This window comes from Desulfopila sp. IMCC35008, assembly GCF_010646885.2.
GTDB lineage: Bacteria > Desulfobacterota > Desulfobulbia > Desulfobulbales > Desulfocapsaceae > Desulfopila.
In genome coordinates, this window is sequence record NZ_CP050700.1 from 2,721,811 (window position 1) to 2,736,428 (window position 14,618).

Below are 14,618 nucleotides of genomic sequence, written 5' to 3' on the forward strand. Positions count from 1 at the left end.
TTTACATTCCTTTGAGCTTTGCAGGCTGGAGAGGTTCGCCTGCATTACCTGTTGAGGTGAGAGCCTCTCCGTACATCATATGCTGTAGATAACTAAATAGTTCCTGTCCGAAAACTGTTCTTTCGCTTAACCTCAGCGTAACGTCTGAAATTTTTATCCTCGGAGGTAGCGAAGACTCCGATATCGGCTATATGCCTGCGGTAAAAATTCCAGTCGCGCCTTGATCTTGAACGAAATCCCTACTTTTCGTATGGAAACTAAATAGATCGTTTCCTCCATAGGTAAAAAACTGCAGGTACTACCAGCAAGGTTAAAATGACGGAACTGACCATTCCACCAACCATGGGTGCCGCAATACGGCTCATAACTTCAGATCCAGTTCCGGTACCATAAAGAATCGGGAGAAGACCAACGACAATAGCCGCAGCGGTCATCATAACCGGGCGAACACGCATTCCTGCACCATGAAGGACAGCGTCAGTTAATTGCTGCAGGGTTGGCGAGGTATTTTCTGCTTTGCAGTCATTAATCATCTTGTGATAGGACTGGTTGAGATAAACGAGCATGATAACCCCAATTTCAACAGCAACACCGGCTAGTGCGATAAAGCCAACACCGACAGCAACTGAGAAGTTATACCCTTCGAGGTACATCAACCAGATTGACCCTACCATCGCCAGAGGGAGTGTCCCCATGATGATCATCACCTCGATCATATTACGAAAATTCATATAGAGCAGAATGATGATGATCGCAAGCGTCAGCGGTACCACATAGGTGAGCTTTTCCTTGGCACGCAGCATGTATTCATACTGACCGGACCATGTAAGGGAGTAGCCGGCTGGCAGTTCGATTGTATCTGCCACGACTTTCTGGGCCTCAACAACGTAACTGCCGACATCTACGCCCTCGATATCAATAAATGACCAGCCGTTTAACCTGGCATTCTCACTTTTGATAGCTGGTGGTCCGTCTTCGATGAAAACATTGGCCACATCACCAAGGGTGATTCGCTGGCCGCTCATGGTAACGATAGGCAGCATTGAAAGTTGCTCAGGTGAGTTACGGTAATCGTGTGGATATCGGATATTGACTGGGTAACGCTCCAGCCCTTCTACTGTCTGGGTTACGTTCATTCCACCTACAGCGGTGGCAACAATCTGCTGAACATCGGCGATGTTTAAGCCATAACGGGCCGCTTTTTCACGCTGGATATCCACTTTGATATAACGGCCGCCTGCAACACGCTCTGAGTAGACCGAGGCTGTGCCCGGCACATCGATCAGCACCTTTTCCAGTTGTTGGCCAATTCCTTGAATAACCTTGAGGTCCGGTCCGGCGACCTTGATACCCACTGGTGTTTTGATTCCAGTGGCAAGCATATCGATACGGGTTTTAATCGGCATAACCCAAGCATTAGTAAGGCCTGGGAGCTTTACGAGCTTGTCCAACTCTTTTTTCAGGCTTTCTGTGGTAACCCCAGGTCGCCATTGATCCTGCGGTTTAAGCTGGATGAATGATTCAATCATGGTAAGAGGGGCCGGATCTGTTGCCGTTTCAGCACGTCCAACTTTTCCGAACACGGATACTACTTCGGGAACGGTCGCAATAAGCTTATCTGTCTGCTGCAGAAGTTCTCTTGCCTTACCTATACTGATGCCGGGGTAGGTTGTCGGCATGTACATCAGATCGCCCTCATCCAGTGGTGGGATGAACTCGCTGCCGATTTTATCAAGAGGCCAGATTCCAATATAAAGAATCAGGAGCGAAGCTAACAATACGGTCTTTGGGAAGCGTAATACACCTTGTAAGACCGGCATATAGATCGCCGTAAGTAGTCTGTTTAAAGGGTTTTTGTGCTCTGGCAGCACCTTGCCGCGAATAAAATATCCCATCAGCACCGGCACCAGAGTAATGGCCAGAGCAGCGGATGCGGCCATGGCATAGGTCTTAGTGAAGGCGAGCGGAGAAAACATTCGTCCTTCCTGGGCTTCAAGGGTGAAGACAGGCACAAAGCTTACGGTAATGATCAATAGGCTGAAGAACAGGGCAGGGCCAACCTCACTTGCAGACTCAGCCACAACCTTCCAGCGGTTTTCATTGGTAAGCGGAGTCTTCTCCATATGCTTGTGCATATTCTCGATCATGACGATTGCCCCGTCGATCATCGCCCCGATTGCAATGGCGATACCACCAAGCGACATGATATTGGCATTCAATCCCTGGAAGTGCATTACGATGAAAGCTGTGAGAATGCCAACAGGTAAACTGATGATGGCAACCAGCGATGATCGAACATGGAAGAGGAAAACCACACAGACGAGTGCTACAACGCCGAATTCTTCCAGAAGCTTATGCCAGAGGTTATTTACAGCCCTCTCAATGAGAGCACTCCTGTCATAGACCGGGACAATTTCAACGCCCTCCGGTAGCCCGCTTTTAAGCTCTTCAAGTTTCGCCTTCACGCCATCGATGGTTTTCTGGGCATTTTCGCCAAACCGCATGACGATAATGCCACCCACCGTTTCGCCTTCACCATTGAGTTCGGCTATTCCACGCCGCATCTGTGGGCCTACCCCAATATCAGCGACATCTTTCAACAATAATGGTGTGCCGTTTTGATTGACTCCCAGTGGAATGTTTCCGAGATTTTTCTCATTTTGGAGATAACCGGTAGCGCGGACCATATATTCGGCTTCAGCTATCTCTACAACAGATGCACCTATCTCCTGGTTGCCCATTTTGATGGCCATTTTGATTTTGGCAAGAGTGATGCCAAAAGCTCGCAGTTTATCAGGGTTTACTTTTACCTGGTACTGCTTGACCATACCACCGACGGCGGTAACTTCGGACACCCCTGGTACTGTCTGCAATTCATACTTTAAAAACCAGTCCTGCAGTGAACGGAGCTGGCTGATATCATTTTTCCCTGTTTTATCAATCAGGGCGTAAAGATATACCCACCCGACACCGGTAGCGTCAGGCCCTAACTGTGGCCGTGCATTGGGCGGGAGTGATGGGGCAACCTGGCTCAAATATTCAAGAACACGACTTCGTGCCCAGTAGAGGTCTGTCTTTTCGTCGAAAATAACGTAGACATACGAGTCGCCGAAAAAGGAGTAGCCACGAACTGTTACGGCACCCGGCACAGACAGCATCGCAGTTGTAAGCGGGTAGGTCACCTGATCTTCCACCACCTGGGGAGCCTGCCCCGGATAGGTGGTTTTTATAATAACCTGGACATCCGAGAGGTCTGGGATAGCATCGACCGGTGTATTCTTGAGAGAATAGAGCCCGACTCCAACCAGGATTGCGGTTGCCAGCAGAACAAAAAAACGGTTCGTGACTGACCAGCGTATAATTGATTCAATCATTTCAATTCACCTGTTATTTGGGGTCATTCTATTCCTCACCATCGAGGCTCATGTCGTCAAGATCCATATCATCAAAGCTCAGATCATCCAGGCTTTTACTCTTATCGGAACCGGGGATATGAATATTTGTGATTTCGTACTGATTTTCCTGAATTCTGGTTATCTCTACATGCAACTCCATTTCACTTTGCAGGGTGCTGAAATCAACAGACTCAGCTACCTTGAAATCCATTGTCATTTCCGGCCAGTCCCATGCTTTGATTTCCTTGTGTGTGGCGTTGACCATCCTGTGATCCTTCTTCAGGCTGTTAATTGTTGCACTTACCCAGACATTGCCGGGTACTGACTCTTCACCATGATTCATGCGTTTGAAATCGGAAGTCTTACTTGATTCGGAATCAAGCATGAACTGCGCTGAAGCAACGACCTTTTCACCTTCGGAGAGTCCTGAGAGGATCTCAGCATATGTTTCATCAAATCGGCCAACCTTGACGTTGATCGATTTGAACCGACCTTCACCAAGTGCGAGTACAACGCGATTTGAGAGTCCAGATCTGATCACTGCTTCCTTTGGCACTAGCAGTGATTGCTTAGGGCTTTCTGCATGGATTACAACCTGAGCAAACATATTAGGTTTTAAGGCATGGTCTTGGTTATCAAAACGTAATCGTACTCGGACGGTTCTTGTCTTGGGGTCTAGTGTAGGGTAGACATAATCGACAGTTCCGCGCCATTCCCTGCCAGGGAGATAATCCAGACTCATGGTAACTGGGAGGTTGGAAGCAACTAGAGATGCCTGACGCTCAAAGACTTCCGCTTCAACCCAGATCTGATCGAGTGTTCCTATGGACATAATGGTTAACCCGGGCTTGACGAAAAATCCCTGGCGTATTTTCAGATTGTCTACCACGCCGCTTTGGGGCGCGAAGAAGGTAACCGTATGCCGGACCTTTCTGTTTTTCTTCAGTTCCCTGATAAGCGATTGTGGAACGCGTAGTGATTTAAGGCGATCTTCCGCTGCTGAGATTAACCTGGTTGCCTTTCTGTCCAGAGCAAGGATGAGCTCTTCCTGGGCATTTACAAGGGCGGGAGAGTAAATATCATAGAGGGGCTGCCCCTTTTTCACCGGATCACCGGAAGCCTTGATATAGAGCTTTTCAACCCAGCCTTCGACTCGTGGGTGAATGTGGACAAGCTGATCCTCATCATAGGTAACATATCCCACTGTCTGTATAGCAGAGTTCAGCGATTTACGTTCAGCATTGGCTGTTCGAACGCCGAGGTTGTTGACTACGTCCGGAGATATTTTTATGGTTCCGGGGCCAGCATCGTCACCTCCTGCATCCTCCTCGTAGACTGGAATCAAATCCATTCCCATCGGTGATTGACCGGGCTTGTCTCTCCTGTAGTTTGGATCCATCGGAGCTACCCAGTAGAGCGGTTCTTTCTCTTTACTGCCACTCTCTGCAGTGACTGCCTGTTCGTTAGCATGTCCAAGATACCCGCTGATTTTCGGGTAAAAAACATAGGTCGCGGCAGCTCCTATGACAGCACCGGCAATTATGGCTACAAATACTTGTGCACCTTTGCTCATTTCAATTCTCCTGCATCACGATTGCCGGCAATTATCTCCTCGGCGTTTTTCATAAAGTAGTAGTTGAGTTGTATGATTGTTTTTTGCATGTCTACGTCGATATTGAGTGCATTGATTTGTGCGTTTAATACGGCAATTCTGGCTCTGACAACTTCGGCAAAATCCCCGTCGTCGTTTGTATAGGCCGTAAGCGAAGCTTCGGCTTGCTCATTCATCTGAGGCAGCAGCTCGTTCGCGTAAAGTTTCTGACGCTCATTCAAGCGTTTTAACTGCGTTCTGGATTTTTCAAAATCAGCAATCATTTTTCGTATCAACATCCATTTCTCTGTCTTAACTGAAAGTGAACGGGACATGGCGGATTCAACCTGTTTGTCCTGCCTTTTCTCGGTAAAAAATGGAAGGTCAAATGTAACACCAACAGAGACAAAATCAGCTCTGTCGCTGCCGTTCTGGGCATCATCTCTATACGCATAGCTTGCATTTATAGCCCACTCGGGCTTGTAGCTTTGCCTGGCTAATTCAACACCTGCATCGCTGACTTCAATTTTTTTATCGAGTGCGCTAACTGCCGGGTGATTTGAAAAATACTCATAGAGGGTTTGCGGGTTGGCTTCCAATCTACTGGTATAGAGGTCCTTATTGAGCATCGGTACATCGGGAATATTCCGTTTGAGCTCAAGGCTTGACCAGGAGACAAGCGCGGCGGGACCGGTTGTATCGAGGTAACGATCACGAAAACTTTCGCTGAGCCACTGTGAAAGCTGTTCAACTGCCATTTCCTGCTTTTGCCTGAGCTTTGTGAGTCTATCGTCAAGTCTGGTTATTTCAAGTTGAGCTCGAATGATATCTTGTTGACGAGTCCTGCCTAAGGCTGATGCATAACTTGCTTCCGCCACGTCTGCGAGTTGCTCAAAGAGAGGTCTGTCTTTTTCAATGAGAGCGATACTCTCCTGTGCCCTGTAAGCCTCAAGCCATAGACCACTTACCATCACGGCGAGTTTGGCCCGACGATCTCCGCGCTGAAAAGGAAACTGTGTTCCGGATATTTCAAGTTGTTGTTGTTTCAGTTCGAGGGTATCGCCTCGCGGGAACATCTGGGTAACGCCAACCTTAAACTGCGTCATAGGTTCCTGATCGAAGTCAAATGTGTCTGTTGGCAGATTGGCAAGGGCTACGGTCATTTTGGGATCAGGCAAGGTACCTACAGCAACACTCATTGATTCAACAGCATTCTGCGTGTGTTTGTTCTTGACTAGCCATGGATCATTTTTTTGAGCCAACTCTACTGCTGCCTCGATACTCAAAACATTAGAGGTGATAGCAGGTTCCGCTTTCACCGCAACAGAAGAAAGAACACTGAAACAGACAATTCCCTGCAGAAATGCCAAACGCAGGCTGTGCTTTCGGGTATTTTGTTCTAGCGATTTTTGCATTGTTCCTCTCCTTGGGAATACGTGCTATTTGGTTAGACTAGTGCATCAGCAGATCACTGAGTATCAAATTAAGCTGGTACCCCAAATGTTAGGCTCGGGGATCTATCATTTATTCTGAAACTCTTGGTGACTCAATGCATTTTATGTACCATTTGATACAGGTGGGCTGGTATTTTTTTTGATCATATTGATATTGTGTCGAATTTCTCCTGACTGGTAGGAAGTACTTTGGCAATAACCACTATCAAGTGCCCAAATTTTAGACAGTGATGTTTTTCGTCCATACAATGTATACATCTAGCTATCGATTTATGAGCAATGAGATTGATTTTGGGTCGATCATGAACAACAGTCGCAATGGAAATATTTTGTTGTTATCTCTTCAAATTGCTCTTTAAGTCGTTCATCCTCTCGTCCAGCATATTCTGTGTAAAGACACTCTGCTATATTTTGAAATTTATTGAATATTTCAGGGTCAAAGTGACCGGCGAATTTTTCTTTCATACATGAAATCGCCTCAGCATAGTTTAAGGGTTCTTTATATGGCCGTCGGGACGCAAGATATTGTCTTTGATACCTATTTTTCCTACATCATGGAGAAAACTCCCCTTCTTTGATATGTAATTCAGTTGCCGGGGGGGTAGCTGATTGCTGCCTGCAGTGCAGAGATTATGTCCGTTTCCGGTTGAGTTTTCATAGATTCAAGCAATTCGCCTTTTATAAAGGTAAGTTGAGCGCTTGATACATGCACAACAGCATTATATATCATTTGTCTGGAATGGTAAAAGGAGCCCAGTGAAAACAGGGCGGCGATCAGGAGTGACGCCCAGGAGAGTCGTTTTGCAATGAGCTTATAAATAGATTTTTTGTAAGTTGCCGTTTGCTTGATCACACATCCTTGTGTTTCTATTGTGTGACCGGATACTAGATAGAACTACAGCCTTTCAAATGCTGCTACAAAAGGTAGGGGGCAGCAACAACCACCTATCCCCGGCAAAGAAGGAGAGAGGGCCAGGATAGGTGGTTTACAGGAAACTACATAGGCATGTGATTATACCAAAATTTTACCGTGTGCTTTCCGCCTTCTTCTTTAAAGAGGCAGATTATTCCCCACTTACCCGGTTCATCGATTGTGAAATTTGCAGCGAAAACACCACTTCCATAATCTTTTAAAGGAGCAAGCTGTTCTTTTCCTGATGGAGAAATGAGTTTAATTTTGCCAACTGCTTTGGTGACTTTATTGTCACCGCGCATGAACGTTGCCATCACGTGATGAGTTTTCCCATCCGGATCTTTCATATTCATGCTGGCCAGGTCCATGACTTTAAATTCGGTGTGCATGCCACCAACCATTTCAGAGTGCGTAAAATCTCCGTCTTTGCTGTCACTGCCGTGCTGCATTCCTTTCATTGCCATGGAATTTCCTGAGAGAACGAGACAGAGTAAAGCAACAAGTAGACCGATTTTTTTCATTGTATTCTCCTGAGTTGAGCGTTTTCAGTATCCTCTAAACCTGCTGTATCATTCCTTGTTTGGATACTCAGATTATGATTGAGTATAAGCACAGTTTGATCCAGGATACAAATTGTGTTGTATATTGATTGAAGCAAAGGTTGTGCCACTCCTTCAAATAATGGATCGTTTTGATTTAATGTATTGATACCTAATACATATTTTGTGCGTCGAATTGCATTGAGACTGATTCAAAGAAGCATTGTGCCTAATTTCTAGACACCTCTTACAAGGGGAGGTGTCTAGAAATGATACAGCGGAGAAGTGCCTGGCAGATCGCTTTGCGTATTTATTACGTTGTTCAGAGGTGTTATGACATCCATTATCCTCTACTATATTTCTGGCGTAAACATTGCAAACATAAAGTTGTTAAAGATGGACCAGGATGGTTTGTCAAAAAAAAAGTATTTTCCCATATACAATGATTGAGTTCAAACTGTAGGCAAATATTACCTGTGAGAAATCTATTCATGTTGCTGAAGAAATTGCTGGCCTTAAGACCTAACAGCTTAAAACAGAAGACAGCTCTTTTTATATTGCTGCCAACGTTTTTGATTATGGCTAGCATTGGCGGTATCGGGCAACGCCTGGTTCGCCAGGTGTTGCTTGAACAGTGGCAGGAAACAGCAATAACAAAGCTTCAACGATCAGCCCATTATGTTGATATGAGGCTGATGCGACCCAAGGAGATCCTGCGCTTTCTACAAAATAAGGAACAGAAAAACCTTCAATGGAATGAGATAAAGCTGCTCCTTGATCAGTTGCATTCATTGGATGGAGTAGTTCAGGTCAATCATGAGTGGAATGACAAAGGGTTGCCGCATGCCACCCCCATGAGTAGATCTGGGAAGTTGAGGCAAGGTGATGGACAAAGGATAACCAATATTTCCATATCACCTCCTCAATATAATACAGAATTTCTCAGTGAAACTGTTTCGCTTATTGCAGTTCTTCAAGATGCCAAAGGCGAGAATAGCGGACATATCGAGGTGGTATTATCTTTTTATGATCTCATTGACCAGATCGTCAAATCGCCCTGGTGGAAAAGTAATCACGCGTTCATTGTTGATGATGACAGAAATATCCTCACCAGCACATCCCTGTTTATTGAAGCAGAGGGAGATGTGGCTGTCCAAAAATTCGGTACCGATAAAGGATTGGAAAACGATACCTGGCAGGCTCTCCAGAATAAGAATTCCGGAACCGCCTTCAGCAAAGGTAGTCCTCCTGAAGAGGTAAGTGGATTTTACCGTCTTACCCAGGCGCCTTGGACGCTTGTCATTATCGCACCTGGTAAGCAGGTCTTAAAACCAATCCTCGAGTTTAAGAAATATTATTATCTTATTCTCTGGATAGGTATCCTGGGTGTTCTTGCTTATGTATTAGTTATTACAGGGAAAACAACGCGATCTATTAACAAGCTCTCCAAAGCAGCCGAGGATCTGGCACAGGGTACGTTCAAAGAACCATTGATTGTCGATAGCCGAGATGAAGTTGGCGTATTGACGACAAACTTCAACCTGATGGCAGATCAACTTCAGGAAAGACTACAGCTACAGGAGGCTATGGATATTGCCCGCGAGGTGCAGCAGAATCTTCTCTTCCATGAAAGTTTCGTTACTGACGGTTTGGAGATTGCTGGAGTAACGCTGTATTGCGATGAAACAGGAGGGGATTACATAGACCTCTTATTCTCTTCTCACCAGGAACGTAGAGCAACTGTGGTTGTTGGAGATGTGGTTGGCCATGGTATAGGTGCCGCTCTTCTGATGGCGACAGTTCGTGCACTGCTGAGAGGAAGAGCATGTTGCTCTGGCGGCCACGGTGAGGTTGCCACCGATGTGAACAAATTGCTGTGCAGGGATACTTCACATTCCGGTAATTTTGTGACAATGTTCTACCTTGAGATTGATAGGGAAAATCGATTCTTCAACTGGGTGCGGTGCGGTCATGAGCCGGCGCTCCTGTATTGCCCGGAAAATGATACCTTTCAAGAATTACGAGGAGATGGCCTTGTTCTTGGTTTTGATCAGGAAAGTTCATATTCAGATAATGTTATGACATTCCCTGAATTGCAGCAGGTTATCCTGGTTGGCAGTGATGGTGTATGGGATGTGGAGAACAAACATGGTGAGCGGTTTGGTCAGGAGAGAGTAAAATCACTGATGAAAACATACTATGATTTGCCAGCAGAAAAGCTCATAGAAAAAATAACCGGCCAAATTGCCAGGTTTCGAGGGGACTATCCGCAAAATGATGATATAACTCTCGCGATCATCAAAACCTGGTAAAGAATTCAATAGATAAGGATAAAGAAAGTCTAATGGCCGAATCAAAACTGATTAAAACTGCGATACCGCAATCATCGAAGCCATTGCGTATATCACGCACAGCGGTGGGATTGTTGTGTGCGACCTTGACTCTTGCTGTAATCCTGACATTCTCGACGTTGAAGAATATAAACCGGGCTGAGTTTCTCATGGAGAAGTTTCTTCAGGACAAGGGAGAAACAATTATCCGCTCCATTGAGGCGGGAAGCAGAGCATCAATGGTCATGATGCATCATATGGGTGGTACAGACCCTGTGCACATATTATTGATAGAAAACAGTAAAGAGGAGGATATCCTTTTTATTGCTGTCTATGATACCGATGGGTCCCTCATCGATAAGGCTGGTTATCCCGAACCTAATACATTCTCGCGGGTAGAACTGCAATCAATGCTTGAATCCGATAATGTTGTAACGCATTTAAATGCGAAAAAAGGGATTTTTACATATTCCAAAGCTTTTGTTCTTGGAGACCACATGCGTCGCATGCATATGCCTCCCGAGTTACGCAAACAGTGGCTTAAACAATTGGAAGAGAGTCGAAAGATCATTTCCGTTGGACTTTTAACCGAAGAATTTGATTTTGCGAGAAAGCAGGATGCACGGCATGCGCTATTTATGGGAGCAATTCTGTTTCTGGTTGGATCTGCAGGGTTGTATGTTCTCTATCTCTATCAAAAAATGCGGACGACAAGTGCAACTCTTGCCAATATGAAGCTGTATACAGACAGTGTCATAGAGTCTATTCCGGTAAGCCTGATAACTTTGGATGCTGACGATCAGATAGTCTCCTGTAACGGAAATACAGAAGAGTTGTTCAGTCACCCTCTGAAGGACCTGGTATCCCGGAATATTAATGATGCTTTTCCAACCTGTTCCAATGCCATTGTAGAATCATGCAGTAAAAATCATGAACACCCTGCCAAAATAAAAAGCAGAGATGGCAAGGAAGTCCCTCTTCGTATCAGTTGTTCGCCATTAGTGAACTGCGAAGATGAAAGAATAGGTAAGGTCTTGATAATTCGGGACATGAGCTCCATTCGAAACATGGAAATTCAGCTGGAGAGATCCCGAAGGATGGCCGCGCTGGGAAAAATGGCTGCCGGTATCGCCCATGAGATCAGAAATCCGCTAGGCACCCTTCGGGGATTTGCGCAGTTTTTTGGAAAACAACCCGAAGTTGGAGATGATGGCAAGATGTACTCTGAACTGATGATCAGTGAGATAGACCGATTGAACCAGACAGTCTCAGGGTTGCTGCAGTTCTCCAGACCACGGGAGCCGGAAATAAAACCTGTTTTAGCTGATGCCTTATTCAGGAAGACGGCCACTCTTATGGAGGCGGATATGCGTAATCACAATGTGAAGTTTAGTTGGCAATCCAATACAGGCATTATGCTTTCCCTTGACCCTGATCTAATCCTGCAGGTGTTGTTGAATCTACTGAAAAACAGCATAAACGCCACCGAGGAAGGAGCTGGAATATCTCTTCGCTGTGTGGAATATGAGCATGAGGTTGGTATCATTGTCGAAGATGATGGATGCGGTATGTCGGAGAGTGAACGGGAAAAAATGTTCGATCCGTTTTATACCACAACAAAAACTGGTATCGGTCTCGGCTTGGCTGTAAGTCATCAGATAGCGGAGCAGCATCATGGCAGGTTTGAAGTAGTAACAGAAAAAGGTATAGGTACAACAATTACTCTGTTGTTACCTAAAGGAATGGGGACCTAGCAATGGATAAACTACGTAAAAATATTCTTTTGGTTGATGACGATGATGGTCACAGAACCATGCTGAAGGTCAATCTGAACGGACCTGATTTCAAGGTGTTTGAGGCTACGGATGGAGATGAAGTCCTGCCGGCTCTTGCTAAAAAACAGGTGGACCTCATCCTGCTTGACCTGAAAATGAAAAGGCTTGACGGGCTCGCCACCCTGACAGCTTTGCTCCGTGAAAATATCTCAATCCCGGTAATTGTGATCACAGCTTTTTCTTCAGTGGAAAGTGCAGTGGAGGCCATGAAGAAGGGGGCATTTGATTATGTCACCAAGCCGGTAGATATTGATGAACTCAGGTTGACCATTTCCCGGGCACTCAATTTCAAGACCCTTTCAGATGAAAATAAGACGTTAAAAAAACAACTTGATACGGAATACGGGTTCGACAACATCATTGGGAAGAGTCCTGCTATGCGGGAAATGTTTGAAACACTGAATATGGTTTCACCTACTGATGCGACCGTGTTGATCACAGGTGAGTCGGGTACGGGAAAAGAACTCATAGCCCATGCTTTGCACCATAACAGCCATCGAGCCTCCGGGCCGTTTGTTAAACTGAATTGTGCAGCATTGCACGAAAATCTTTTGGAAAGCGAACTATTCGGCCATGAAGCTGGTTCTTTTACAGGAGCTGATTCGAGGCGAAAAGGACGCTTTGAGCTGGCCCATACCGGAACCCTCTTTTTGGATGAAATTGGTGACATGAGCTTGGCAACCCAGGCCAAAATTTTACGCGTTCTCCAGGAGGGGGAATTTGAGCGGGTGGGTGGATCCGAAACAGTTGGAGTTGATGTTCGTCTGCTGGCAGCAACACACAGGAATCTTGAGGCGATGGTAGAAGAAGGGACCTTCAGGCAAGATCTCTTTTTTCGTCTATCGGTGGTGCCAATCCATTTGCCAGCTCTTCGAGAGCGAAGTATTGACATTCCTGAGCTTACGACTTTTTTTCTGCATCGATATGCAGAAAAGAACAGAAAAGATATCAAAGGAGTTCACCCGGAAACCTTGAACCTTTTGATTCAATATCATTGGCCCGGGAATATTCGTGAACTTGAAAACACCGTAGAACGAGCCGTTATTCTCTGTACGGGAGAACAGATCACTCCACATGAACTGCCACCGCAGTTCTTTTCTGAAGAGATCAGGGCTGGAGGAACAGCAAAGCCGGCAGTTCATGATGAATTCACTTTACGTGATATGGAACGAGAAGTTATCAGGGTAACTCTCGACAAAACCGGACACAACAAAAGCCTGACAGCCAAAAAGCTTGGAATTGCCCGGCAGACGCTACTTAACAAAATCAAGGAATACAAGCTTGAATAGCACCAGCTGATATTTTTGTACTACGGCATGGAGGTGGCCCGATGAGTATTCATTTTCTCCTGCCCCTTACTATACTGGTGGTTAAGATTTTTGAAGAGGTAACTCGTCGTACTGGCACACCTGCTATTCTCGGGGCTATCCTGGCTGGAGTGATACTTGGCCCTATTGGACTCAATGTTACACCGGGTCTTTTTTTCGAACAACATGACAATTCATCCCCTCTCAACGAGTTTGCTCAAATTGGTCTTTGCGTACTGCTCTTTCGAATCGGAACTGAGGGCCGGCTTGATCAGCTGCAAAAGGTTTAGGGACAGGCGGTAACGGTTGCTTTCACTGGTATGCTATTGCCATTAGGATTAGGTTTTCTGGTAGCGGTTCTTATTGGTTACCAGCCAATTACCGGTTTTTTTATTGGGGCCACCTTAACTGCCACCAGTATCGGTGTGACAGTACCTGTTTTGAAAGAGTTAAACTGTTTAGAGAGCGAAGAAGGGTTGGTCATAACCGGTGCCGCTATTCTTGATGACGTATTGGGACTCATTCTTCTTTCTACCATCCTTGCCGTAGTGCAAACCTGATGGGCAATCGGGTAGCGGCCTGCTGACAGTCATGTCCGGGGTGAGCTTTATTCTTGCGGGATTTACGCTTGGCCCGATTCTCGTTCGTTGGGGTTTACGTTTTCTGCACTGGCTGAATTGTATACACTTTATTGTAATTTCTGCATTTGGCTATCTGCTGGTACTGGCTCAAATAACTCATGAAGTTGGTCTTGATATGATTATCGGGGCATATGCCGCCGGAGTAGCATTCAGTGCGGTGGAAGAACGAGAGCAAATAGAATCGGGTTTGAAGCCAATCACAGATCTTTTTCACCTCTCTTTTTTGTTCTGATCGGTGCCTCCGTACGTTTTCCGGAAATATCGCTTAATAATTATCAAAGCCTTTTAGAGCTCGCCCTTTTTCTCACCCTTCTTGTGGTTGCTTTTGTGGGGAAATTTTTTAGCGGAGCCCTACTGCGAAAGGGAGCTGCCGATCGTTGGGTTGTCGGATGCGGTATGTTGCCACGGGGAGAGGTCGGTCTCATTTTTGCTCAAATTGGATTAGTCGCAGGATTGATAACCGAATCCTTTTTCTCTCTTCTTGTTGTTCTCCTGATAGTAACCACATATCTGGGGCCCAGACTGTTGAAACATTTCTGGACCCAAAAGAGTAAATGCTGAAGCAAATCATTACGATGAAGCTTTCCAATTAACCCGGAAATTTCATAAACAC

The 14,618-nt window shown here is 45.7% G+C and carries 9 protein-coding genes and 2 pseudogenes; 5 read left to right on the forward strand and 6 right to left on the reverse strand.

Annotated features, from left to right (window positions below):
* Positions 1–257: 257 nt before the first annotated feature.
* The 6 genes from GA520_RS11990 to GA520_RS12015 all read right to left on the reverse strand — a co-directional run bounded on the left by GA520_RS11990 (position 258) and on the right by GA520_RS12015 (position 7,874).
* Entirely contained in the window at positions 258–3,374 is a 3,117-nt protein-coding gene (locus tag GA520_RS11990) for an efflux RND transporter permease subunit (RefSeq protein ID WP_163339858.1), read from the reverse strand.
* A gap of 28 nt (positions 3,375–3,402) precedes the next feature.
* Entirely contained in the window at positions 3,403–4,968 is a 1,566-nt protein-coding gene (locus GA520_RS11995) for an efflux RND transporter periplasmic adaptor subunit (protein ID WP_163339857.1), read from the reverse strand.
* Positions 4,965–6,401, reverse strand: coding sequence for a TolC family protein (locus GA520_RS12000; RefSeq protein WP_163339856.1), 1,437 nt, complete (start codon positions 6,399–6,401; stop codon positions 4,965–4,967). Before GA520_RS12000 ends, GA520_RS11995 begins: the two co-directional genes overlap by 4 nt.
* A gap of 339 nt (positions 6,402–6,740) precedes the next feature.
* On the reverse strand, positions 6,741–6,905 hold the full coding sequence (locus tag GA520_RS12005) for a hypothetical protein (RefSeq protein WP_163339855.1): 165 nt from the start codon (positions 6,903–6,905) through the stop codon (positions 6,741–6,743).
* Between the two features lie 121 nt (positions 6,906–7,026).
* Entirely contained in the window at positions 7,027–7,293 is a 267-nt protein-coding gene (locus GA520_RS12010; RefSeq protein WP_163339854.1) for a hypothetical protein, read from the reverse strand.
* Between the two features lie 143 nt (positions 7,294–7,436).
* On the reverse strand, positions 7,437–7,874 hold the full coding sequence (locus GA520_RS12015; protein ID WP_163339853.1) for a hypothetical protein: 438 nt from the start codon (positions 7,872–7,874) through the stop codon (positions 7,437–7,439).
* Between the two features lie 509 nt (positions 7,875–8,383).
* Between GA520_RS12015 and GA520_RS12020 the strand changes: the two genes are divergently transcribed.
* The 5 genes and pseudogenes from GA520_RS12020 to GA520_RS27160 all read left to right on the forward strand — a co-directional run bounded on the left by GA520_RS12020 (position 8,384) and on the right by GA520_RS27160 (position 14,566).
* Complete coding sequence (locus GA520_RS12020; protein WP_163339852.1) at positions 8,384–10,204, forward strand: SpoIIE family protein phosphatase; 1,821 nt, start codon at positions 8,384–8,386, stop codon at positions 10,202–10,204.
* 32 nt (positions 10,205–10,236) lie between these two features.
* Complete coding sequence (locus GA520_RS12025) at positions 10,237–11,976, forward strand: nitrogen regulation protein NR(II) (protein ID WP_163339851.1); 1,740 nt, start codon at positions 10,237–10,239, stop codon at positions 11,974–11,976.
* Between the two features lie 2 nt (positions 11,977–11,978).
* On the forward strand, positions 11,979–13,346 hold the full coding sequence (locus tag GA520_RS12030) for a sigma-54 dependent transcriptional regulator (protein ID WP_163339850.1): 1,368 nt from the start codon (positions 11,979–11,981) through the stop codon (positions 13,344–13,346).
* A gap of 41 nt (positions 13,347–13,387) precedes the next feature.
* Positions 13,388–13,924, forward strand: a pseudogene (locus tag GA520_RS12035) (cation:proton antiporter).
* 31 nt (positions 13,925–13,955) lie between these two features.
* A pseudogene (locus tag GA520_RS27160) lies at positions 13,956–14,566 on the forward strand (cation:proton antiporter).
* Positions 14,567–14,618: the final 52 nt, after the last annotated feature.